Origin of the sequence: Pseudooceanicola sp. HF7 (genome assembly GCF_011806405.1) — a bacterium.
In the GTDB taxonomy this organism is placed as follows: Bacteria; Pseudomonadota; Alphaproteobacteria; order Rhodobacterales; family Rhodobacteraceae; genus Pseudooceanicola.
In genome coordinates, this window is sequence record NZ_JAATOW010000007.1 from 112,004 (window position 1) to 134,257 (window position 22,254).

Annotated in this window: 18 protein-coding genes; 3 read left to right on the plus strand and 15 right to left on the minus strand. The window is 65.4% G+C overall.

Going from position 1 to position 22,254, the window contains the following annotated elements; genetic code table 11:
* Window positions 1–3: 3 nt before the first annotated feature.
* The 9 genes from HCZ97_RS06045 to betI form a co-directional block, all read right to left on the minus strand.
* The gene (locus HCZ97_RS06045; RefSeq protein WP_167687782.1) at window positions 4–1,410 is read right to left on the minus strand and encodes an FAD-binding oxidoreductase; all 1,407 of its coding nucleotides are present in this window, start codon (window positions 1,408–1,410) and stop codon (window positions 4–6) included.
* Window positions 1,407–3,653 carry a phosphoenolpyruvate--protein phosphotransferase gene (ptsP, locus tag HCZ97_RS06050; protein WP_167687783.1) on the minus strand — a complete coding sequence of 749 codons (2,247 nt, stop codon included), beginning with the start codon at window positions 3,651–3,653 and terminating at the stop codon, window positions 1,407–1,409. Before ptsP ends, HCZ97_RS06045 begins: the two co-directional genes overlap by 4 nt.
* Window positions 3,654–4,160: 507 nt before the next feature.
* Complete coding sequence (locus tag HCZ97_RS06055) at window positions 4,161–5,399, minus strand: aspartate kinase (RefSeq protein ID WP_167687784.1); 1,239 nt, start codon at window positions 5,397–5,399, stop codon at window positions 4,161–4,163.
* Window positions 5,400–5,637: 238 nt separating this feature from the next.
* The gene (locus tag HCZ97_RS06060) at window positions 5,638–6,057 is read right to left on the minus strand and encodes a DUF1178 family protein (protein ID WP_167687785.1); all 420 of its coding nucleotides are present in this window, start codon (window positions 6,055–6,057) and stop codon (window positions 5,638–5,640) included.
* A 219-nt stretch (window positions 6,058–6,276) separates the two neighbouring features.
* Entirely contained in the window at window positions 6,277–6,747 is a 471-nt protein-coding gene (locus HCZ97_RS06065; protein WP_254871377.1) for an NUDIX hydrolase, read from the minus strand.
* A 251-nt stretch (window positions 6,748–6,998) separates the two neighbouring features.
* Complete coding sequence (gene betA / locus HCZ97_RS06070) at window positions 6,999–8,672, minus strand: choline dehydrogenase (RefSeq protein WP_167687787.1); 1,674 nt, start codon at window positions 8,670–8,672, stop codon at window positions 6,999–7,001.
* Window positions 8,672–10,135: a betaine-aldehyde dehydrogenase gene (betB, locus tag HCZ97_RS06075; protein WP_167687788.1), complete on the minus strand. Its 1,464-nt coding sequence runs from the start codon at window positions 10,133–10,135 to the stop codon at window positions 8,672–8,674. The genes betA and betB overlap by 1 nt, the downstream gene beginning before the upstream one ends.
* A gap of 2 nt (window positions 10,136–10,137) precedes the next feature.
* Window positions 10,138–11,655 carry a choline-sulfatase gene (betC, locus tag HCZ97_RS06080; RefSeq protein ID WP_167687789.1) on the minus strand — a complete coding sequence of 506 codons (1,518 nt, stop codon included), beginning with the start codon at window positions 11,653–11,655 and terminating at the stop codon, window positions 10,138–10,140.
* A complete protein-coding gene (gene betI, locus HCZ97_RS06085) occupies window positions 11,648–12,238 on the minus strand; it encodes a transcriptional regulator BetI (protein WP_167687790.1) in 591 nt (196 codons plus the stop codon). Before betI ends, betC begins: the two co-directional genes overlap by 8 nt.
* 125 nt (window positions 12,239–12,363) lie before the next feature.
* On the opposite strand from betI, the gene choX reads away from it, so the two are divergent.
* The 3 genes from choX to choV all read left to right on the plus strand — a co-directional run bounded on the left by choX (window position 12,364) and on the right by choV (window position 15,220).
* Window positions 12,364–13,263, plus strand: coding sequence for a choline ABC transporter substrate-binding protein (choX, locus tag HCZ97_RS06090; RefSeq protein ID WP_254871379.1), 900 nt, complete (start codon window positions 12,364–12,366; stop codon window positions 13,261–13,263).
* 74 nt (window positions 13,264–13,337) lie between these two features.
* Window positions 13,338–14,174, plus strand: a complete 837-nt coding sequence (gene choW / locus HCZ97_RS06095; protein ID WP_167687792.1) for a choline ABC transporter permease subunit — start codon at window positions 13,338–13,340, stop codon at window positions 14,172–14,174.
* Window positions 14,171–15,220 (plus strand): choline ABC transporter ATP-binding protein, encoded by a 1,050-nt coding sequence (choV, locus tag HCZ97_RS06100; protein ID WP_167687793.1) that lies wholly within the window; start codon window positions 14,171–14,173, stop codon window positions 15,218–15,220. Before choW ends, choV begins: the two co-directional genes overlap by 4 nt.
* 373 nt (window positions 15,221–15,593) lie before the next feature.
* On the opposite strand, the gene HCZ97_RS06105 is transcribed toward choV, so the two are convergent.
* The 6 genes from HCZ97_RS06105 to HCZ97_RS06130 all read right to left on the minus strand — a co-directional run bounded on the left by HCZ97_RS06105 (window position 15,594) and on the right by HCZ97_RS06130 (window position 22,242).
* Window positions 15,594–15,965 (minus strand): hypothetical protein, encoded by a 372-nt coding sequence (locus tag HCZ97_RS06105; protein ID WP_167687794.1) that lies wholly within the window; start codon window positions 15,963–15,965, stop codon window positions 15,594–15,596.
* Between the two features lie 38 nt (window positions 15,966–16,003).
* Window positions 16,004–16,843, minus strand: coding sequence for a metallophosphoesterase (locus HCZ97_RS06110; protein ID WP_167687795.1), 840 nt, complete (start codon window positions 16,841–16,843; stop codon window positions 16,004–16,006).
* Window positions 16,840–17,856: a diacylglycerol kinase family protein gene (locus HCZ97_RS06115; protein ID WP_167687796.1), complete on the minus strand. Its 1,017-nt coding sequence runs from the start codon at window positions 17,854–17,856 to the stop codon at window positions 16,840–16,842. The genes HCZ97_RS06110 and HCZ97_RS06115 overlap by 4 nt, the downstream gene beginning before the upstream one ends.
* Window positions 17,857–17,966: 110 nt before the next feature.
* A complete protein-coding gene (locus HCZ97_RS06120; RefSeq protein ID WP_167687797.1) occupies window positions 17,967–19,154 on the minus strand; it encodes a GAK system CofD-like protein in 1,188 nt (395 codons plus the stop codon).
* A 383-nt stretch (window positions 19,155–19,537) separates the two neighbouring features.
* On the minus strand, window positions 19,538–20,755 hold the full coding sequence (gene argE, locus HCZ97_RS06125) for an acetylornithine deacetylase (protein WP_167687798.1): 1,218 nt from the start codon (window positions 20,753–20,755) through the stop codon (window positions 19,538–19,540).
* Complete coding sequence (locus tag HCZ97_RS06130; protein ID WP_167687799.1) at window positions 20,752–22,242, minus strand: tripartite tricarboxylate transporter permease; 1,491 nt, start codon at window positions 22,240–22,242, stop codon at window positions 20,752–20,754. The genes argE and HCZ97_RS06130 overlap by 4 nt, the downstream gene beginning before the upstream one ends.
* Window positions 22,243–22,254: the final 12 nt, after the last annotated feature.

Sequence of the window (22,254 nt, forward strand, 5' to 3'; positions counted from 1 at the left end):
GGTTCAGCCCAGCACGGCCCCGGGGTTTAGCACGCCATGCGGGTCGAAGACCTGCTTGATCCCGCGCATCAGCTCCAGCTTCACCGGATCGCCGTATTTCGCAAGATCCGCCGCCTTCAGCCGCCCGATCCCGTGCTCCGCACTGATGGAGCCGCCATGGGCTACCACCAGGTCGTGGATCACCCCCATGACGGCCAGCTTCTGATCCGCGAACTCGGCCTTCTTGCGCCCCTTGGGCGGGAAGACGTTGTAATGCAGGTTGCCATCGCCCAGGTGCCCGAAGCAGTTCAGCCGGTAGGGGCCAAGCGCCGCGATGGCCTCCATGCCCTCGTCGATGAAACGGGGCAGGGTGGCGATGGGAACAGAGATATCGTGGCTGGAAATCGCCCCGATCTCGCGGTTGGCCTCCGGGATCATCTCCCGCAGGTTCCAGAAATCCTCCGCCTGGGCCTCGTTCTGGGCGATCAGCCCGTCGCTGACCAGCTCGGCCTCGAACCCGGCGGCAAAGATCTCTTCCATGATCTCGCCCGCGTCGGCGGCCAGCCCCAGATCCACCAGCACCATCCAGTCGGGGTGCGGATCGAAGGGGCGGCGGCGGTCCGGGAAGGTCTCTGCCAGGAAATCCAGCCCCACGCCGGAGATCAGCTCGAAGGCCGTGACCCCGTCGCCCACCCGGTCGCGGGTCAGCGCCAGCAGCTCCAGCGCCGCTGTGGGAGAGCTCACGACCATCAGCGCTACCGCCCGGTCCCGCGGCTGCGGGAAGATCTTGAAACTGGCGGCGGTGATCACCCCCAGCGTCCCTTCGGAGCCGATCAGCAGGTTGCGCAGGTCATAGCCGGTGTTGTCCTTGCGCAGCCCGGTCAGGGTGCGCATGATCCGCCCGTCCGCCAGCACGGCCTCAAGCCCCAGGCACAGCTCGCGCGTGTTGCCGTAGCGCAGCACGTTCGCCCCGCCCGCATTGGTGCCCAGCACGCCGCCCAGCCGGGCCGAGCCATGGGCCCCGAAGCTGAGCGGGAACAGCCGGTCGACCCCCCGCGCGGCATTCTGCAGCTCTTCCACGATGACGCCGGCCTCGGCGGTGATGACATTGCCCTGGGGGTCGACCTCGCGGATGCGGTTCATCCGTTCCAGCGACAGCACCAGCGGGGCAGGGCCATCGGGCATGATCTGCCCTCCGACCAGCCCGGTGCCCCCGCCATAGGGGATGACGGGCACGCGGGCCTCGTTGGCCGCGGCCAGGACCAGGCTGACCTCTTCGGTGCTTTCCGGGGCCACGACCAGCTCTGCACGGCCCTGCCAGGCGCCGCGCGGCTCGCGGTTGTAGGGGGTGGTGTCCTCGCGGAAGGCACGGGGGGACAGGCGCGCGCGCAGGCGCTCGGCAAAGGCGGCATCGGCTGAGTGGAGTGTCATTTGTCCAGGGTCTTCAGGTATTTCATCACGGCCGCGCGCACGGATTGCTCGCCGTCTTCGGCGGCGCGCTCGATTTCTGCGCGCACGACCCTCAGGTCGACTTTCATCAACAGGCTCTTCACCGGCCCGATGGAGGCCGGGCGCATCGACAACGCCCGCAGGCCCATCGCGGCCAGGCAGACCGCCTCGACCGGGCGGCCCGCGTCCTCTCCGCAGAAGCTGAGCGGGGTCTCGGTTTCCTTGCAGCGCTCGACGATGCTTTGCAGGAAAGTCAGGAAGCTGACGTTCAGCGTGTCGTAGCGCTTGCGCACGCGTTCGTTTTCCCGGTCGGCGGCAAAGAAGAACTGCTTGAGGTCATTCCCCCCGATGGAGATAAACTCCACCTCCTCGAAGAAGCGGCGCGGGGCAAAGGCCAGGCTGGGGGTTTCCAGCATGGCGCCGACCTCGATGCAGGAGGGGATGGGATGGCCAAGGATGCGCTCGCGCTCCAGGGTCTTTTCCATCTCCGCACGGGCCTGGCGGTATTCCTCGTATTGCGCCACGAAGGGGAACATCACGGTCAGGGGGCGCCCGTTGGCCGCCCGGATCAGCGCCTGAAGCTGCATCCGCATGACGCCGGGCTTGTCCAGCCCCACCCGGATCGCCCGCCAGCCAAGCGCCGGGTTGGGCTCATCGTTGGGCTTCATGTAGCTCAGCACCTTGTCCGACCCGATGTCGAGCGTGCGGAACACCACGCGCTTGCCCTTGGCATTGTCCAGCACGTGGGAATAGAGCGCCGAAAGCTCTGACCGGGTGGGCATCCTGCTGCGGACCAGGAACTGCAGCTCCGTGCGGAACAGGCCCACGCCCTCTGCGCCGGACCCTTCCAGCGAAGGCAGATCGGCCATCAGCCCGGCATTCATCGTCAGCGTCATGCGGGTGCCGCACTTGGTGATCGCCGGCTTCTCGCGGATAGAGGCATAGACCTCCTGCGCCTGGGCCTGCATCGCGATCTTGTCGCGGAAGGCGCTCAACACGGTTTCCTCTGGCCGCAGGTGGGCCATGCCGTTGTCGCCGTCCACCATGATCAGGTCGCCGTTCAGCGCCTCGGTGGTGATGTTGTTCGCATGGATCACCAGCGGGATGGCAAGGGCGCGGGCGACGATCGCGGCATGAGAGCCGACAGAGCCTTCCTCAAGCACGATGCCCCGCAGGGAGCGCCCGTAATCCAGCAGCTCGGCCGGGCCGATGTTGCGCGCCACCAGGATCGGATCGGCGGGAATATCCGCGCCGGTTTCCTTGCCCTGGCCGGTCAGGATGCGCAGCAGGCGGTTGGACAGGTCGTCCAGGTCATGCAGCCGCTCGCGCAGGTATTGATCCGTCGCGCCGCTCAGCCGGGTGCGGGCGGCGGTCTGTTCCTTTTCCACCGCGGCCTCGGCGGAGAGGCCCCGTTCGATGTCCTCTTCCATGCGCCGCATCCAGCCCTTGGAATTGGCGAACATCCGGTAGGTTTCCAGCACCTCAAGCTGCTCTGCCCCGCCTTGCGAGGCGGTGGCCAGCATCTTGTCCACGCCCACGCGCAGGTGTTCGACGGCCTCGTGCAGGCGCTCGCGTTCCTTGACCGGATCGTCGGCGATCGGGTTGGTGATCACCACGCGCGGCTCATGCAACCAGACGTGCCCCTCTGCCGCGCCTTCCTGGACGCAGGTGCAGCGGAACATCACCGGCTTGGTGTGGCGCGCGGTCATCGGGGCGTTGTCGCCCACGAAGGCGCCCAGCTCTGCCATCTCGGCCAGCACCATGGCGACGACTTCCAGCGCGTAGATTTCGTCTTCGGAGTATTTCCGGGCATTCTTGGATTGCACCACCAGCACGCCAAGGGTCTCTCCCAGGCGCTGGATGGGGACACCGGCGAAGGCGGAATAGATCTCTTCACCGGTTTCGGGCATGTAGCGGAAGCCGTGTTCCTTGGGGGCGTCGGCGGTATTGACCTGCTTGCCGGTGCGCGCCACGCGGCCCACAAGCCCTTCGCCCAGGCGCATCCGCGTCTGGTGCACGGCCTCTGCCTTCAGGCCCTCGGTTGCGCAAAGCTCCAGCGTGTCGGCATCGCGGAACAGGTAGACAGAGCATACCTCGGTCCGCATCTCCTGCGCGATCAGCGCGGTGATCCGGTCAAGCCGCGCCTGCCCATGGCCGTCCTCGGCCATGACTTCGCGCAAGCGCGCCAGCATCTGGCGGCTGTCGGTCTGAAAATTATCGCCCATCCCCTGGGACGTGCCTCCCTTGCGATCCGAAGCGAATAGATCACAGGCGCGGGTTGAGAGAAACTCCTTTTAAGCGCGGCAAGCCGCAAGCCGCCATCGAAAGCCCCTGTTCCGTGGGGGCTTTGCGCAGGGTGAAGGCAGGCGGGCAGGCAACAAGGACAGGTGGCCGGCGGGCCTGCGCAGGGGGGCAAAGGGCATCGGTGCGACACTTTCGGCACGAAAGCCCCGGCGGCGGGCAAGGCCGCTTGTCCGGGCGTTTCTGCTCGCAAAGGTGAGGGGAAGACTGACTGTCGGACCCGCACAAAGGGAGATCCGCTTGGACACTGGCGTCCCACTGCACCCGATGGCCCACCATGCCCTCCTGTTGCGCATCCAGATGCTGCTGCCCCTGGTGAAGGACCTGGTGCTGAGCGGCCACTGACCGCAGCCCCCCGAAAACCGAAAGGCCGGCCCCGCAAGGGACCGGCCTTTGATATTTGGCAGGGGATGTCTGGCAGGGGGCCTGGCTCAGGCCGCGTTTTCCAGCCCGAAAGCGTCATGCAGGGCCTGCACCGCCAGCTCCAGGTACTTCCGGTCCACGATGACAGAGATCTTGATCTCAGAGGTGGCGATGACCTTGATGTTGATGCCCTCGTCCGACAGCGTCTTGAACATCTTGGCGGCGACACCCGATTGCGACCGCATGCCGATGCCCACGGCGGAAACCTTGCAGCACTCGGTGTCCACAGCCAGTTCGTCGAACTCGATCATGCCGCTGGACTTGGCATCGAACAGCGCCTTCTCGGCGCGTTTCACCTGGTCCACGGGGCAGGAGAAGGTCATGTCCGTCACGCCCTCTTCAGAGACGTTCTGGATGATCATGTCCACGTTCACCCCCGCTTCGGACAGCGGCCCGAAGATCGACGCGGCCACGCCGGGCTTGTCGACGATGGTGACCAGGGTCATCTTCGCCTCGTCGCGGGAAAAGGCGATGCCGTTAACGACGTTGGATTCCATGATGTCCTCCTCGGCACAGACAAGGGTGCCGGCAGTGTCGGATTGTTCCTCGAAGCTGGAAAGCACCCGCAGCTTCACATTATAGCGCATCGCCAGCTCGACCGAGCGGGTCTGCAGAACCTTGGCGCCCAGAGAGGCCAGTTCGAGCATCTCTTCAAAGGCGATCTTGTCCAGCTTGCGCGCCTTGGCGCAAACGCGCGGATCGGTCGTGTAGACCCCGTCCACGTCGGTGTAGATATCGCAGCGCTCCGCATCGAAGGCGGCGGCAAAGGCAACGGCGGTGGTGTCGCTGCCGCCCCGGCCCAGCGTGGTGATCCGGCCCTCGGGCGAGACGCCCTGGAAGCCTGCGACCACGGCCACCTTCATGCCTTCGCCGAACTTGGCCATGATGTTGTCGGTCGGGATTTCCTCGATCCGGGCCTGGCTGTGGGCGCTGTTGGTCTTCAGCGGCACCTGCCAGCCCTGCCAGCTGCGCGCGGGCACGTCCATTTCCTGAAGCGTCAGGGCCATGAGACCCGCGGTGACGTTCTCTCCGGAAGAGACGACGGCATCATATTCGCGGGCGTCATACATGGGAGAGGTCTCTCCCACCCAACCCACGAGCTCATTGGTCTTTCCCGACATGGCAGAGACGATGACGATCACGTCATAGCCCTTGGCCACTTCCACGCCCACGCGTTTTGCAGCGCGGCGGATGCGGTCCAGATTGGCGACGGAAGTGCCGCCGAACTTCATCACGAGAACAGGCATATGCGTCCTTCGGCCTAGCCCCAAGTCATTTTGGCACGCGCACGCCATGCGCGGGCCCCAGTCAGAATGCCGGTCGGTTTAGGCGCGATTTGCGGGGGGTGCAAGCGCGGAAAAGCCCATGGGCAAAGGGCGGAAGGCCGCCCGTGCAAACTTGTGCAGCGCGCTTGAACGGCGGGCCGGGACAACAGGCGGGGCAGGGGGGCGTCGCGGCCAAAGGGCGCGCGCCGCAGCGCTGGCCTCAGTTGGTCTTGCGTCGGGGGGTGAAGGGCAGGGGCAGTACCGGCACGCCGTCTTCCAGCAGCGCGCGGGCCTCTTCGGGCCTGGCCTCTCCGTAGATCGGGCGATCCGGGGTCACGCCGTCATGCATGTCCCGGGCTTCGCGGGCAAAGTCCTTGCCAACGTAATCGGCGCTCGACTCGATCTTGCGGCGCATCTCCGCCAGCGCGCGCTCCACCTCTGCCTGGGTCTTCTCCGGCTTGGTCTGCTCTGCACGGGATGTCCGCACGCGCGGCGCCATGGGGGCCTTTTCCACTTGGGACGAGCCGCAGATCGAACAGGTGACCATGCCCGCGCCCAGCAGCTTGTCGAAAGCGTCCGAGTTCTGGAACCAGCTGTCGAACCGGTGGTCGTGGTCGCATTTCAGGGAAAACTGGATCATGGCGCGTTGGGGCCTGCTGCTCTGCCTGTGACGGATCTGTTCTGTTTCCGGCAGCGCGATCCGCGGGGCGGTGCGCGCCAAAGGGTAGCTATTACATAATCCGGGTCGCAGGGGATGCAAGAACTGCTTGCAGGGGCAGCGGCCGCTCGGGCGGTCAGCAGGCACCTCCATGTCCGCGCTAAACGGGCGGGAAAGCCGCCGTGAAATGCGCGGAAACGCTCAGAAAACCAGCGTCTCGGGGTCGAAGGCCAGCAGGATCCTGGCAAGCTCGGGCTCATCCACCAGCCTTGCGGCCTTCTTGCGCGACACCCATTTGCGCCGCCGCTGGCCAGCTTCGGGATACTCCGTCTCAAGATGATCCAGCCGCACGGCAAAGACATGGCACAGGCAGGGGATCACCGCGCCATCGTCCAGCACCTTGTCATAGGGAAAGCAGCCGATCGGGGTGGTGGCGACCTGGCCCGTCACCCCGGCCTCTTCATAGGCTTCGCGCAGGGCGGCTTCGGCAGGGGGCAGGGATTTCATCGGCCAGCCCTTGGGCAGGATCCAGCGCCCCGTCCCGCGCGAGGTGATCACCAGGATGCGCGGCTTGTCCCGGTCCATGCGGTAGGTCAGCGCCGCGTATTGATCAAAGATCTTCTCCCGTTGCGCCGCCTTCGGTGCGCCCCATGCACGTAGTTGGATTCCCAAGGTCCCGTTACCCTTTTGCCTGCTCCGGTTCATCACTGTCCTGTCCCGCCTCTGCCGGCCCTGTCAGCAGGGCGCGCGGGTCAGACTGCGCGCGTCTCGCGGCGAGGTTGGGTCAATTTTATGAAGAATTTACAAACAAGATACGGCCATCCCCGGCGCGCCCCCGCTCTAAGGGCCCTGGCGCGAAAAAGCAGCGCCCCGATCCCGCCTTGGGACCGGGGCGCTCAATTTTGCAGCGCTCGGCGGATCGCCTAGCGGTCAGAGGTCTGCCAGCGCGGGTTGATCCAGGGCTCTGCGTTCTCCGGCGCGAGCGGCGCGCGGCCCAGGATGTGATCGCTGGCCTTCTCGCCCACCATGATCGAGGGCGCGTTGAGGTTGCCATTGGTGATCCGCGGGAAGATGGAGCTGTCGGCAAGCCGCAGCCCCTCCACCCCGATCACCCGGCATTCCGGGTCCACCACGGCCATGGGATCGTCCGCGCGGCCCATGCGGGCGGTGCCGCAGGGGTGATAGGCGCTTTCGGCATGTTCGCGGATGTGATCGTCCAGCTCCGCATCGCTCTGGGCGGCGCTGCCTGGGCTGATCTCCTTGCCGCGATAGGGGTCAAAGGCCTTCTGGCCAAAGATCTCCCGCGTCAGGCGGATGCAGTGGCGGAAGTCCTCCCAGTCGCTCTCTTTCGACATGTAGTTGAAGAAGATGCGCGGCGCCTCGCGCGGGTCGGCCGATTTCAGCGTGACCTCGCCCCGGCTTTCCGATCGCATCGGGCCGACGTGGGCCTGGAAGCCATGGCCCTCGGCCGCCGCCTTGCCGTCATAGCGCACGGCGATGGGCAGGAAGTGGTACTGGATATCGGGGTAATCCACGCCCGGTTTTGACCGCAGGAAGGCCGCGCTTTCAAACTGGTTCGACGCCCCCAGCCCGCGCTTGGTCAGCAGCCATTGCGCGCCCGAGATCGCCTTCCCCCAGAGGTTCCAGTGCTTGTAAAGCGTGATCGGCTGGATGCTGGCCTGCTGGATGTAAAGCTCCAGGTGGTCCTGAAGGTTCTGGCCCACGCCGGCGCGATCCGCGACAACCTCTATCCCGTGTTCGCGCAGATGCGCCGCCGGGCCGATGCCCGAGAGCATCAGGATCTTGGGAGAGTTGATGGAGCTGGCCGCGATCACCACCTCGCGCCGGGCACGGATGACCTCGATCCGGCCGCGCCGCTCGATCTCCACGCCCACGGCGCGCCCGTCCTCGATCACCACCTTGCGGGCGAAACAGCGGATCATCTCAAGGTTTTCGCGCTTCAGCGCCGGCTTCAGGTAGGCATTGGCCGTGGACCAGCGCCGGCCCTGCCAGACCGTCTGCTCCATCGGGCCGAAGCCTTCCTGCTTCTCGCCGTTGTAATCCTCGGTCAGCTCGAAGCCCGCCTGGGCCCCGGCCTCCACGAAGGCATGGAACAGCGGGTTTTCCCGCGGCCCCCGGCTGACATGCAGCGGGCCATTGTGGCCCCGCCAGGAGGGATCGCCGCCATGACCGCCGTCGTGCCAGTTCTCTGCGCGCTTGTAGTAGGGCAGCACGTCGGCATAGCCCCAGCCCGCCGCGCCCTGTTCGGCCCAGTGATCGAAATCCCGCGCATGGCCGCGCACGTAGACCATCCCGTTGATGGAGGACGACCCCCCAACGACCTTGCCGCGCGGCGTCACCAGCCGGCGCCCGCCCAGGCCCGGCTCCGGTTCGGACTGGAAGCCCCAGTCGTAGCGGGACATGTTCATCGGGTAGCTCAGCGCGGCCGGCATCTGGATGAAGGGACCGGCATCCGTGCCGCCGAACTCCAGCACCACGACACGGTTCTTGCCGTCTTCGCTCAGGCGCGCGGCCATCACCGCCCCGGCAGAGCCGGAGCCGATGATGACGAAATCCGCTTCCCGAAGGTCGGCCATCAGAAGGGTGCCTCGACATCGCCGGTCGCCACGTAGACCGATTTCACCTGGCTGTAATGCTCGATCGCGGCGCGCGAATTCTCACGCCCCACGCCGGACAGCTTCACGCCGCCAAAGGGCGCTTCGACCGGCGTCAGGTTGTATTCGTTGATCCAGCAGGTGCCCGCCTCAAGCCCGGCGACCATGCGGTGCGCGCGCTTCATGTCGGCGGTGAAGACACCGGCGGCCAGGCCGAACTCTGTCGCATTGGCGCGCGCCAGCACCTCGTCCTCGTCGCTGAAGGACAGGATCGACATCACGGGTCCGAAGATCTCTTCCTTCGCGATGGTCATCTCATCCGTGACCCCGCCGAAGATCGTCGGTTCGATCCAGAAGCCGGGGCCCTCGGGGCAGGTGCCGCCCAGCAGCAGCTCCGCGCCCTCCTGCTGGCCGATGCGGATGTAGTTCACCACCTTCTGGCGCTGCTCGTCGGTGATCATCGGGCCGATGGTCACCTCCGGATCCAGCGGATCGCCGATGCGGGCGGTGCGGGTGCGTTCCACCAGCCGCTCGGTAAAGGCCTGCACAAGCCCGTCCTGCACGAAGACGCGGGTCCCGTTGGAGCAGATCTGCCCGGTGGAATAGAAGTTGGCGTTGATCGCCGCGCTGACCGCGTTCTCAAGGTCCGCATCATCGAAGATGACCAGCGGCGACTTGCCCCCAAGCTCCATCGTGACGTGGCGGATGTTCTCTGCCGCTGCCGCATAGACCTTGCGCCCCGTGGGAACGGAGCCGGTCAGGCTGACCTTGTCCACCCGGGTATCGGTGATCAGGGCCGCGCCCACGTCGCCATAGCCGTTGACCACGTTGAACAGGCCCTTGGGCGCGCCGGCCTCGATGAAGATCTCGGCCAGTTTCAGCGCGCAGAGCGGCGTGACTTCAGAGGGTTTGAAGATCATGGCATTGCCGCAGGTCAGGGCAGGGGCGGCCTTCCAGCAGGCGATCTGGGTGGGGTAGTTCCAGGCCCCGATGCCGACGCAGACGCCCAGCGGTTCGCGGATCGTGTAGACGAAATCCCCGCCCGCGCCGCCGAAATGCATCGTCTCTCCGGTGAGAGAGGCCGCGATGCCGCCGAAGAACTCCAGCGCATCCGCGCCGGAGGTCGCGTCCGCAACGGTGGTTTCCTGGATCGGCTTGCCGGTGTCGATGGTCTCGATCTCCGAAAGCTCCTGGTTGCGGGTGCGCAGGATGTCGGCGACCCGGCGCAGCACGCGGCCGCGCTCCACCGGGGGCGTTGCCGCCCATTCAGCCTGCGCGCGCCTGGCAGAGGCCAGCGCCTGTTCGATCACCGCCGGTGTCGCGGAATGCAGGGTCGCCACGACCTCTCCGGTCGCGGCATAGGTGCAGGTGATTTCACGACCCGCCGTATCCTCGACATAAGCACCGTCGATGAAATGGCTGCCTGTCGGCTGGACATTCTTCATGGTCACTCTCCTCGGGGATAGCGCTGGTTTTCCTCCAGCACGTTCAGGTCCATGTGGTTGCGCATGTACCGTTCAGAGGCTTTCTGAAGCGGCTCGAAATCCCAGGGGAAGTAATCGCCGTTGCGCAGCGCCTCGTAGACGATCAGCCGGCGGGCCTGGCTTTGGCGAACCTCGGCGTCAAAGGCCTTCAGATCCCAGAGGCTGCCGGCCATGTTTGCAAATTCTGCCTCGACAGTTTGCAAATCTGCCTGGCCGCATAGGTTCTCCATCTCATGCGGGTCGGCCTCAAGATCGAACAGCAGCGGGGGATCCAGCTCGCAGGCGATGTACTTGTACTTGCCCAGGCGCAGCCCGACGAGCGGCGCATAGGACCCCTCGGCGGCATATTCCATCCGCACCGGCGTCACCCGCTCCGCCCCGTTGGCCAGGCTCACCAGGCTTTCGCCATCGGTCCAGGGCGCGATGTCAGAGATATCCACCCCGGCCAGTTCGGCCACGGTCGGCGTCACGTCGATGGTGGAAACCGGCGTTTCCACCAGCCCCGGCGCCATGCCGGGTGCGGCCACCATCAGCGGCACGCGGGCGGAACCTTCAAAGAAGGTCATCTTGAACCACAGGCCCTTGTTGCCCAGCATGTCACCGTGATCAGAGACGAAAAGCACAACGGTGTTGTCCAGCTGGCGGGTCATCTCCAGCGCCTCCATGATCTCTCCGATCTTGTCATCGAGGTAGGAGATATTGGCGAAATAGGCCCGGCGGGAGCGCTTGATATCCTCTTCGGTGATGTCGAAGTTGCGCCAGTCGTTGGCATCGAAGATGCGCTGGGAATGGGGATCCATCTCTTCGTAGGGCTGGGCCGGGACCTCGGGCAGCAGGTGCTCGCAATCCTCGTAGAGATCCCAGTATTTCTTGCGCGCGACATAGGGGTCATGTGGGTGGGTGAAGCTGACGGTCATCATCCAGGGGCGATCGTCCAGCCGGCGGCCCAGGTGGCGCACCTTGGCCGTGGCCTGGAAGGCGACCTCGTCATCGTATTCCATCTGGTTGGAGATCTCGGCCACGCCGGCGCCGGTGACCGACCCCATGTTGTGATACCACCAGTCGATCCGCTCGCCCGGCTTGCGGTAATCCGGGGTCCAGCCGAAATCGGCAGGGTAGATATCCGTGGTCAGGCGCTTTTCGAACCCATGCAGCTGGTCGGGCCCGACAAAGTGCATCTTGCCCGAAAGATAGGTCTGGTAGCCCGCCCGGCGCAGGTGGTGCGCATAGGTGGGGATGTCGCTCGCGAACTCGGCGGCGTTGTCATAGACCTGCGTGCGGCGCGGCAACTGGCCGGACATGTAGCTGGCCCGCCCCGGTGCGCAAAGCGGGCTGCCGGTGTAGGTATTGGCAAAGCGGGTGGAGCGCGCCGCCAGGGCCTTGAGGTGGGGCGCGTGAAGCCAGTCGGCCGGGCCGTCGGGGAACAGCGTCCCGTTCAGCTGGTCCACCATGAGAATCAGGATATTGGGTTGGTCAGCCATGTGACACCTTCTCGAGCCAGAAATTCAGGTAATCCCCCACCATCGACTTGATCCGCTCGCGATCGGGCACATCATCCTGCAGGGCGGCGCGGATGTAGAACCCGTCGATCAGTGCAGCCAGGCCTTGGGCGGCCATCTCGGCACTGTCGGAATCCATCAGCTTTCTCAGGTCGAAAAGGAGGTTCGATTGCAGCCGTCTTGCATAGACCTGCAAGAGCCGGCGTGTTTCGTCAGAGCGCAGGGCGCGGACGTAGAAGTTCAGCCAGGCACCGATGACTTCGCGCTCGAACTGGCTGGAATCAAAGCTGGAATCCGTGATCGCCCGGATCCGCTCCTGCGGGGTGCGCGCGGTCTTCAGGTTGCTGCGGACCGCCTTGCCGTATTGGCGCAGCACAAAGCGCATCGTCTCCAGGAACATCTTTTCCTTGGAGCCGAAGTAATGGTGCGCCAGGGCAGATGACATGCCCGCACGCCGCGCTATCTGGCTGACGGTCACCTCAAGAGTGCCCGCCTCGCCGATCTCCGCTATGGTTGCGTGGATGAGTGCATTCTTTCGCACCGCTTCCATACCGATCTTGGGCATTCCCGTGATCCTCTCCGCCACAAGCCTTTACTTTTCAGGCCCACTCGTTTTTGATTAACCCGTCAATCAACAAAAACGCAACCCAAGACCAAGCAACAGGAAAACCAATGACGAAATCTTTGCTCATGATGACGAGTGCTTTGGCAATGTCGGCCTCCGCCGCTCTTGCCGATTGCGGTGAAGTGTCCTTCTCGGATGTTGGCTGGACCGATATCACCACGACGACCTCCGCCACCAAGCAGGTTCTTCAAGCCCTGGGTTACGACGTGGACGTGAAGGTTCTCTCGGTGCCGGTGACCTTCGCCTCGCTGGAAAGCGATGACGTGGACGTCTTCCTTGGCAACTGGATGCCGGCGCAGAACGGCGCCATCTCTCCCTACCTGGAGTCCGGCGAGATCGAATCCGTCGCCACCAACCTGACCGGCACCAAGTACACGCTGGCCGTGCCCGCCTATACCTTTGAAAAGGGCCTGCAGTCCTACGACGATATCGCGACCTTCCGCGATGAGCTGGACGAAAAGATCTACGGCATCGAGCCAGGCAACGAAGGCAACGCCTACCTCGTGTCCCTGACCGAAGAGAACACCCATGGCCTGGAAGGCTTCGACGTGGTGGAAAGCTCCGAACAGGGGATGCTGTCGATGGTGCGCCGCGCCTATGACAAGCAGGAGGACATCGTCTTCCTGGGCTGGGAACCCCATCCCATGAACGCCAACTTCGAGCTGAAGTATCTGCCCGGCGGCGAAGACTTCTTCGGCGGCGAAGGCGTGGTGAACACCGTGACCCGCAAGGGCTTTGTCGAGGAATGCCCCAACCTGGGCACCTTCCTGACCAACCTCAAGTTCTCCCTGCCGATGGAAAACTCCGTCATGGGCAAGATCCTCAACGATGGTGAGGATGCCGATGACGCGACCATGGAATGGATGAAGGCCAACCCCGATGACGTCCTGGCCTGGGTCGAAGGCGTGACCACCGTTGACGGTGGGGATGGCAAGGCTGCCGTCCAGGCCATGCTGGCCGACTGACCCCGAACCACCCCTGATCGGCCCGGTCCCAGACCGGGCCTTTTCACTTGCGCCTTTTCACAAAGGAGACCGCCTTGGAGTGGCTGGAAAATAACAAGATCCCCGTAGGGGACTGGGCCGCCGATTTCTTCGACTGGCTGAGGGACAATTTCTCCGGAGTCGTGGACCTGCTGGCCGAGGGTGCCGAAAGCCTGATCGACGGACTGCTCTGGCTTCTGCAGACCCCGCATCCCTTCCTTGTCATCGCCGTCTTCGTCGCGCTGACCTGGGCCCTGCAACGCAACTGGAAGATCTGCCTCTTCGTGGCCCTGGGCTTCCTGTTCATCATCAACCAGGATTACTGGGAAGAAACCACCGAAAGCCTGACGCTGGTGGTGTCCTCCTGTATCGTCTGCATGGCGATCGGGGTGCCGGTGGGCATCGCGGCAGCGCACCGCCCGCGGCTTTACCAGGTCATGCAGCCCGTGCTGGACCTGATGCAGACCCTGCCCACCTTCGTCTACCTGATCCCCGCGATCGTCTTCTTCGGCATCGGCATGGTGCCGGGCCTGATCGCCACGGTGATCTTCGTCGTGCCCGCCCCGATCCGGCTGACCTACCTTGGCGTTTCCTCGACGCCGACCCCGCTGCTGGAAGCCTCGGAAGCCTTCGGCGGCACGCCCACCCAGACCCTGACCAAGGTCGAACTGCCCTATGCCCTGCCGCAGATCATGGCCGGGCTGAACCAGACCATCATGCTGTCGCTGTCGATGGTTGTCGTCGCCGCCCTTGTCGGGGCCGATGGCCTTGGGGTGCCGGTGGTGCGCGCGCTGAACCAGGTGAACACCTCGCTTGGCTTCGAGTCGGGCTTCGTCATCGTCGTCGTCGCCATCATCCTTGACCGGATGCTTCGTATCGGAGGCCGCAAATGACGGACCAAAAGATGACCTCGAAACCGGCCGTCACCTTCGACAACGTCTCCATCGTCTTCGGCGAAAAGCCCAAGAAGGCCCTGCCGATGATGGACGCGATGAAGGACCGGGCAGAGATCCAGAAGGAAACCGGCCAGGTGCTGGGCGTCCACGATTGCTCCATCGACGTGGCAGAGGGAGAGATCCTGGTGCTGATGGGGCTGTCGGGGTCCGGCAAGTCCACGCTGCTGCGCGCCGTCAACGGGCTGAACCCCGTGGTGCGCGGCAAGGTGATCGTGCGCGCCAGCGGGCATGAGATCGACGCGGCCTCCTCCAAGGGGGATGAGCTGAAGAAGCTGCGGCGCGAAATGGTCGCCATGGTCTTCCAGCAGTTCGGCCTGCTGCCCTGGCGCAACGTGCTGGACAACGTGGCCCTTGGGCTGGAGCTGTCGGGCATGTCGCGCAAGGACCGCGAGGAGAAGGCGCGCGAGCAGCTTGACCTGGTCGGGCTGACCGACTGGGCCACCAACAAGGTGGGCGAGCTGTCGGGCGGCATGCAACAGCGCGTCGGCCTGGCCCGCGCCTTTGCCACCGAGGCGCCGATCCTGCTGATGGACGAACCCTTCAGCGCGCTCGATCCGCTGATCCGCACCCGGCTTCAGGATGAGCTGCTGGAGCTGCAACAGAAGCTGAAGCGGACGATCATCTTCGTCTCCCACGACCTCGACGAGGCCTTCAAGCTGGGCAACCGCATCGCGATCATGGAAGGCGGGCGCATCGTGCAATGCGGCACCCCGCAAGAGATCATCGCCAAACCGGCCAATGCCTATGTGGAGGATTTCGTCACCCACATGAACCCGCTCAACGTGCTGCTGGCCTCGGACGTGATGTCCGATTCCATCGCCGCCGATGCGCCGGTGACGGTGGAACGAGACACGCCGGTCAACGACGTGATCCAGAGCCTCTCGACCGGGGCGGATGTCGTCTCAGTCACGGAAGGGGAGGATGCCGTGGGCTCCATCACGCGCAAGGACATCATCTCGGCGCTCCACGCCAAGAACTCCTGAGCGCAGGCTTTCAGGGACGGCCGGGGACCCCATCGAGGGGCCCCCGGCCGTTGTCGTCTGCGCCTCCCGGATCCACGGCACTGCCGGTCTGCCCGCTTCGGCGAAGGGGCTGTGGCGAGGCGCGGAAAGCCACCTCTACACCAGCGCACATAAGGAAAAGTGACCCCAGCGTGCGCTGCGCACCGACGTGATACCGACGCGATACCGACACAATACAGACGTCCCACCGACGGCCCAAACCAGGGGTCATTCCCTGTGCAACCCTGCACAATGAAGGGGAATTTTCGGGTCCGGACAGGAAAAAGGGGCCTCGCCCCCCGGCAAGACCCCTTCATAACTCCACCCGCACCGTGTTCCCCGGATCGGGGCGTCTTCAGAACCCCGGAAGCTCCGTTTCCCCGCTCTCACAAGCCGCATCGCCTTCCGCGCAATCCGGCTCCCCGATCTCTCCGATATCCATGACGCAGGCGCCCGGCGCATCGCGCAACCCATCCAGCGGGCCGCAGGTGCTGCCGCCCTCGGCCGGCCAGTCCGGCGTGACCTCGCCCACCGTCTGCGCCATGACCACCTGAGAGGCGTGCTGGGCGCAGGACGCGGGCGCGCAGCCCGAGGCTGACCAGGCCTCTGCCAGGCCAGCCTGCGCCTGCGGGATGGGGCGCAACAGGACCAGCGCCAAGACCAGGGCAACCGGCAGAAGCAGGGCAAGGGCGTGTCGCCGGTTTGGACGGGGCCGGGGGGATCGCATCGAAAATCCTTTTGTACTCGTGACTTGCAGGGGGAGTCTTACCCCTCCTGCCGGTCGTCTTTGTCTTTTGCGGGGGCCGCGGCCTCTTCACGCTGCCAGCCCAGCTCTTCGCGCTGGAAACAGGCGCCATCGCGTTTCACGAAGCCGCTCTCCCGTGCCGCCCAGGTCGAGATCTCTACCCGGTCGCGCGCGCAATCGAGCAGGTTGAAGGTGTTCTGTTCCCCGCGCAGCCGGGTCGACAAGCCGGTGCCGGCCTGGACGAACAGCAGGCCCGGCGCGGTGGTGAAGGGCTGGCTGCGCGCCATGTGCAAATGGCCTGACAGCACCACGTCCGCACCGGCCTCTGCCAGCTGGTGCAGCACCTCTGCCGCGTGGCGCATCTGCGGCGCGCCATGATCGGGGGGCATTTCCAGCGGGTGGTGCAGAACGGCGATCTGCAGCGGCGCCTTCTCATCCTGCTCGCCCTCGGCAAAGCAGCGTGTCAGGCGGCGCAGGGTGCCGCGCGACAGGCGTCCGCTTTTCCAGGCATAGGGGTTCACGCTGTTCACGCCGCGCACCACCACCGGCCCCTTGCGAAAGACCGGCTCAAGATCACGGGTGATGAACCGCTTGTAACGCGAGAAGGGCTTGAAAAACCGTACGAAAATATTGTCGAGCGGGGTGTCGTGATTGCCCGGAACCGCCAGCCAGGGCACCCGCAGGCGATCCAGGAATTCCCGCGCCTGGGTGAACTGGCTTAGCCGCGCCCGCTGGGTGAAATCGCCCGACACGACAACCAGGTCGGGCGCCAGCGCCTCGATCCGTTCCAGCAGCGGCTCCTCAAGCGCAGGGGTGCTGCGCCCGTAATGCAGGTCCGACAGGTGCAGGATCCGCGTCATGCCCCTTCCCCGCGGGGAAGAAGCAGGGGCAGGGCGTTGTCCTGCATGCGGAAGTCAAAGGGGCTGTCCTCGCGGCGTTTTTCCCCGTCATAGGCCAGCAGGGAGCGGCGGCTTGCGGTTTCCACCCGCAGCCGGCTGGCCTGGATCAGGTCGTAATCCCGGCCCTCCTTCATGGAGCGCGTCACCAGCCGCCAGGCCAGCTTGAACAGGGTCGCCCGGCTGCCGCCGCGCCCCAGCAGGACCGCCATCTTGTCGTGGTGGATCGCATCGCCCCCCGAGAGCCCGAAAATCTCAAGCTGGTAGGCAGAGCGGGCGACGAAAAGAAGCGGCGTGCGCACCTCCTGCACCTGGCCGTCGGCCTCCACCCGCAGCTTCAGCGGGCGCTGGAAGCGCAGGAAGGTCTTGACCACGGACCAATGCGCCATCAGCCGGCGGCGGCCCCAGCGGGCATAGATCCTTTCGCGCTCCTTCAGGATGTCGGGATAGATGCCCAGGCTTGCATTGTTCAGGAAAACCCGCCCGTTGACGGAGCAAAGCGCGATGGTCTCGGCCCGCCCGCGTGTCAGCTGCGCGGCGGCCTCTTCCGGCACTTCGGACAGCCCCAGACCACGCGCGAAGTAATTGAAGGTGCCCAGCGGCAGCACCGCAAGGGCAGGGCGTCGGGGCAGATCGGCACTGACCAGCGCGCCGGCCACGGCCATGGCCGTGCCATCCCCGCCCGCCGCCAGGATGGTCCGCGCGGCCTGTGCTTCGGGGGTTTTCAGCACCTCGGCCAGGTCGCCTTCATTGTCCCAGTAGACAAGGGAGACATCTGCCCCGGACTCCTCCAGCACCTTGCGCGCGCGGGAAATCGCGTCGCTGTCGCGGGCATTGGTGCCGGATTTGCGGTTGGCGATGATGGCCACCGGGCCGATGTTGCCCGACGCGTCATTGCCTGACGTATCCGGGCCTGCCGCATCCGGGCCTGCCGTCGTGCCGCCATGCGCCGGGTCGGTCGCCTCGCTCCTGTCCATGCCTGTGGTCCTGTCCCATTCAGTTCCAGAACCAACGCGCGAGCCGCCGAAAGGTTGCCGCCGATGGAAGAGATCGCTGGCCCATGCGACGAAAGGCGCCGCGCCCCGGCTCAGTTCAGCGACACCAGCACCCGGCACACCGCATCGACGTCATAGATCGGCCGCGCCAGATCCTTCAGCGGCAGGCGCAGGCAGGGGATGCCGTGCCGGGCGGTCACCGCGTCGCAGCTTGCCTGGGGCACGCTGGTGTCACAGAGGACATGGGTCATCAGGGCCCGCGCCGTAACCTGCCCGCCCGCGTCGCGCAGCATAGGCGCCAGGATCGCGCCGACCTGGTCGGCCAGGCTGTGCCCCATGGCCTCCGGATCCGGGCCAAGGCTGGGCAGGTAGACCTTTGGCACCATGGCCCGCGCCACCGCCCGACCCACGCCCACCGGCAGCAGGTTCGCCACGACACTGGAATAAAGGCTGCCCGGCGGGTAGCAGATCACGTCGGCCTGCTCGATCAGGCGGCGGTTCCGCTTGGGCAGGGTGACCTCGACCGGGGTGCCGGTCTCAAGGCTGTCGATCAGGAACAGCTCGCGGATCGGACTGTCGAGCGGCGCGACCTCCTTGCCGGTCAGGGCGCGCTGGCCCAGCACCAGCCGGCCATCCTGAAGCCGCACGGCAAGGTGCAGGTTCTCATCGACGATGGCGCGCACGGTGCCGCGCACGTCCACCATCTTGGACATCATGAACAGAACGGGCTCCAGCGCGCGGCCCTGGCCCAGGTAGCCGCCAGCCAGGATCAGGTTGCCGATGCTGGCGTTGCGATAATCGAAATCCGCCCCGGCAGCGGCGGCGAAACTGTCGATCTGGGTGCGGATGAGCTGCCGCATCGGCTTGGCGATGGCGGCAATCAGCGGATGCCTGCTGCGGCGCAGCTGCTCGACCTCCGCGCGCAGGGCCTCCGGAGTGCCCTCTTTCGGCAGGCGGTGGCTGAACAGCGCAAAGATGTCGGGCTGGCCCAGCACGCTTTCATCCGCCAGGGCCATCAGGCGGGAGCGCAGATCCCCCACCGCCGGCATGTCGAAGGCCAGCCGCAGCTGCTGCGAACTTCCCCCGCTATCAAAGGGCGTGATCAGGTGGATCGAGTTGAAGGTGTAGCGCTTGAGCCGGCGCGCGATCCCGTTCAGCGCGCTGCCCCCGCTGAAGAACAGCAGCCGCGGACCCAGGTGCGGCGCGCTTTCGGCCCGGGCCACGCGCAGATCGTCGGGCAGCGTCACCTGCCGGCGCAGGGTGATCGTGCAAGCTTTCATCGTCGTCTCCCCAGGGGGCTCCTTGCAATCCGGGCCCAAGGCGCAATTCGGTCTGCACAATGAGGTACTCTGCCCCCATAGGGCAAGCCTGGGACAAGGTCAGCCGGGCGCGTGAGCGCGCAACGCCGCAGGACTGCGCAGGAAGGCTGAAAACGCACCTCTGCTCGGCAAGGCCGCCACCCCGAGGGGGGTGCAAGCGCTTGAAAGTACTGGCGGTGAGGGAGGGAGGTGATCCGGTCTACACGGATCTGAAATTCGGGACGCAGGCGCATCTTGGAAAGCCAAAAGCCTGTAAACCGCTTTTCCCGCCATCCGCCCCCGACAGAGGGGGCAGGATGGCCTGTCAGTCAGGAGAGGGGCCGCGACCGGCCACCTCTCTTTACTCAGCTATCCGTCCGGGTCGTGGCGGCGCTCAGCTCTGTCACGATACCGCCGAGGAAGGCGATGCAGGCATCGAGCTGGTCGAGCGTCACGAATTCGTTCGGCTTGTGGGCCTGCTCGATCGAGCCGGGCCCGACGATGACCGAGGGGATGCCGCCGGTCAGTTCGAAGATGCCGCCCTCCGAGCCATAGGAGACCTTTCCGCCCCAGTCCTCGGGCATCTGGCGGGCATAGCGGTTGAAGCCGGTCGTGTTGCGCGCCTCGCCCATCGGCGGGTAGGAAAAGATCCGTTCGAAGGCAATGCCGGTCCCGGCGGTCTTGGCGGCCATCTCGGCGCTGACTTCGGTCTCGATCCGCGCCAGCAGCTCTGCCATGTCCGCTTCCGCATCCATCCCGGCGATCGAGCGCAGCTCGAAGGTGAAGCTGCAGCCGTCCGGCGTGACGTTGGTCGCCACACCGCCGTTGATCATCGTGGCCAGCATGGTCGCATGGGGTACGGTGAAATCGTGGTCGAAGGGCCCCTCGCTCTCGTACCGCTTGCCACGGTCCGCGATCATCGCAATCGCACGAGAGGCGTATTCGACGGCGTTGACGTGCTCCGGCGCAAAGGAGGAATGCCCCGAGGTGCCGGTGACATGCGCCCGCATGGCGATCTTGCCCTTCTGCCCCGTCACCAGCTGCATCATCGACGGCTCACCGATGATGGCAAACTCGGGCGGCACGGGAAGCGCGGCCAGATACCGTGCGATCGCCGGCGCGCCAAGGCAGCCGACCTCTTCGTCATAGGAGAAGCAAAGATAGACGGGACGGGCCAGGTTGGCCTGCGCCAGCTGCGGGGCGACGGCCATGACGCAGGCGGCAAAGCCCTTCATGTCACAGGCCCCGCGGCCGAAAAGCTTGCCCTCACGGATCTCGGCGGTGAAGGGATCGCTCTGCCATTCCGGCTCATCCGCGGGAACCACGTCGGTATGGCCTGACCAGACCACCCCGGCGACCTCCTCCGGCCCGAAGGCGGCCACCAGGTTGGCCTTTTCGCCGGTCTCGTCGGGCAGGATGGTGATCCGCGCGCCAAGACCTTGGAAATAGGCCGCCATGTGGTCGATCAGGGCACGGTTGCCGTTTCGGGACACCGTGTCGAAGCTGATCAACTCCGAAAGATGCTGCACGGCGCTGGCCTGCCGGTCTGAGGCGGCGGGCTGGATCTCGCTCTGCAGGGTCATTGCTCAACTCGTCTTTCTGTTTTGAGTTTTTGGACTTCGCGGCGCACCGTGATGAACAGGACGAACGCGATGAGGGCGGCAAACAGCCAGGTGATCGGCGAGGACAGCAGGACCGAGAGATCCCCGCGCGAAATCGCCAGAGCGCGGCGCAGGTTCTCTTCCAGCATCGGGCCCAGGATGAAGGCGATGAGGAAGGGCGCCGCCGGGATGTTCAGCAGGAACATGGCAAAGCCCACCACGCCCATGACCAGCAGCACTGCTACGTCGAAGGGGCTCGAGGCGATCGAGTAGATGCCGAAGACGCAGAGCAGCAGCACCAGCGGCGTCAGCAGGGTCTGCGGGATATGCGAGACCTTGGCGAACATGCGCATGGTGATCTTGCCGGCGAAGAACAGCAGGACCGAGGACACCAGCATGCCGATCAGCAGCATGTAGACCTCGTGGATGTTGGTCTGGAACAGCAGCGGTCCGGGCGTCAGGCCCTGGATCATGAAGGCACCCAGCATCACGCCGGTGATCACGTCGCCCGGCACGCCAAGCGCCAGGAGCGGGATCATCGTCGCGCCGCAGGCGCCGTTGTTGGCGGATTCAGAGGCAGCGATGCCCTCAAGCTCACCCTTGCCGAAGTTGGCGCCGTTCTTGGAACTGCGCTGCGCCTCTCCGTAAGAGAAGAAGGCCGCAGAGGACGGGCCGATGCCGGGAATGGCGCCAAGCACCGAACCGATCACCGAGCCCTTGAGGATGCTTTTCAGAGAGCCCATGAATTCCTCACGGGTCACGTGTTGCTGGCCCAGCTTGGCAGCTTCCTCTTCCTTGGTGGCGCGCATCACGACCAGCTTGATCAGCTCGGGCAGGGCGAAGAGCCCGATCAGCACCGGCGCGATCGACAGGCCGGCCTGCATGTCCGGCGTGAAGGCGAAGCGGAAAGAGCCGTACATGTCTTCGCCCACGGTCGCCAGGAGCAGACCGAGCGCCGCCGAGACCAGCCCCAGAAGCAGCGAACTGCCCGAGACACCGGCCACGGTGGTCAGCGCGAAGAGCATCAGCATGAAGAACTCGGGCGGGCCGATGTGCAGCGCCAGCACCGCAAGCGGGGCGGCGAAGAAGATCAGCGACAGGTTCGAGATGAAATCGCCCGTGACCGAGGAATAGAGCGCCATGTTGAGCGCCTTGCCGGCCTTGCCCTGCTGCGCCAGCGGATAGCCGTCGAGCGCGGTGCAGGCGGCCGAGGCCGTGCCGGGTGTCTTGATCAGGATGGCCGAGACCGAGCCGCCATAGGTCGACCCCTTGTAGAGCGCCACAAGCAGCAGGATCGAGGGGACCGGAGCCATGTAGAAGGTGAAGGGCAGCGCAAGGGTCACGGCCATGGTGCCGGTCATGCCGGGGATGGCGCCAACGATGACGCCGCCCCAGATGCCTGCGACCATGATCAGCAGGTTCGGCAGCGTCGCCACGGCAACCAGTGCGGAGAGGATTTCTTGAAGCATGGAGGTCTCCGA

What these genes read in the sequence shown, in the direction of transcription:
- HCZ97_RS06045 (WP_167687782.1), bottom strand. Translation starts at nt 1,410, where the DNA reads ATGACACTCCACTCAGCCGATGCCGCCTTTGCCGAGCGCCTGCGCGCG.
- ptsP (WP_167687783.1), bottom strand. Translation starts at nt 3,653, where the DNA reads ATGGGCGATAATTTTCAGACCGACAGCCGCCAGATGCTGGCGCGCTTG.
- HCZ97_RS06055 (WP_167687784.1), bottom strand. Translation starts at nt 5,399, where the DNA reads ATGCCTGTTCTCGTGATGAAGTTCGGCGGCACTTCCGTCGCCAATCTG.
- HCZ97_RS06060 (WP_167687785.1), bottom strand. Translation starts at nt 6,057, where the DNA reads ATGATCCAGTTTTCCCTGAAATGCGACCACGACCACCGGTTCGACAGC.
- betA (WP_167687787.1), bottom strand. Translation starts at nt 8,672, where the DNA reads ATGGCCGACCTTCGGGAAGCGGATTTCGTCATCATCGGCTCCGGCTCT.
- betB (WP_167687788.1), bottom strand. Translation starts at nt 10,135, where the DNA reads ATGAAGAATGTCCAGCCGACAGGCAGCCATTTCATCGACGGTGCTTAT.
- betC (WP_167687789.1), bottom strand. Translation starts at nt 11,655, where the DNA reads ATGGCTGACCAACCCAATATCCTGATTCTCATGGTGGACCAGCTGAAC.
- betI (WP_167687790.1), bottom strand. Translation starts at nt 12,238, where the DNA reads ATGCCCAAGATCGGTATGGAAGCGGTGCGAAAGAATGCACTCATCCAC.
- choX (WP_254871379.1), top strand. Translation starts at nt 12,364, where the DNA reads ATGATGACGAGTGCTTTGGCAATGTCGGCCTCCGCCGCTCTTGCCGAT.
- choV (WP_167687793.1), top strand. Translation starts at nt 14,171, where the DNA reads ATGACGGACCAAAAGATGACCTCGAAACCGGCCGTCACCTTCGACAAC.
- HCZ97_RS06105 (WP_167687794.1), bottom strand. Translation starts at nt 15,965, where the DNA reads ATGCGATCCCCCCGGCCCCGTCCAAACCGGCGACACGCCCTTGCCCTG.
- HCZ97_RS06110 (WP_167687795.1), bottom strand. Translation starts at nt 16,843, where the DNA reads ATGACGCGGATCCTGCACCTGTCGGACCTGCATTACGGGCGCAGCACC.
- HCZ97_RS06115 (WP_167687796.1), bottom strand. Translation starts at nt 17,856, where the DNA reads ATGGACAGGAGCGAGGCGACCGACCCGGCGCATGGCGGCACGACGGCA.
- HCZ97_RS06120 (WP_167687797.1), bottom strand. Translation starts at nt 19,154, where the DNA reads ATGAAAGCTTGCACGATCACCCTGCGCCGGCAGGTGACGCTGCCCGAC.
- argE (WP_167687798.1), bottom strand. Translation starts at nt 20,755, where the DNA reads ATGACCCTGCAGAGCGAGATCCAGCCCGCCGCCTCAGACCGGCAGGCC.
- HCZ97_RS06130 (WP_167687799.1), bottom strand. Translation starts at nt 22,242, where the DNA reads ATGCTTCAAGAAATCCTCTCCGCACTGGTTGCCGTGGCGACGCTGCCG.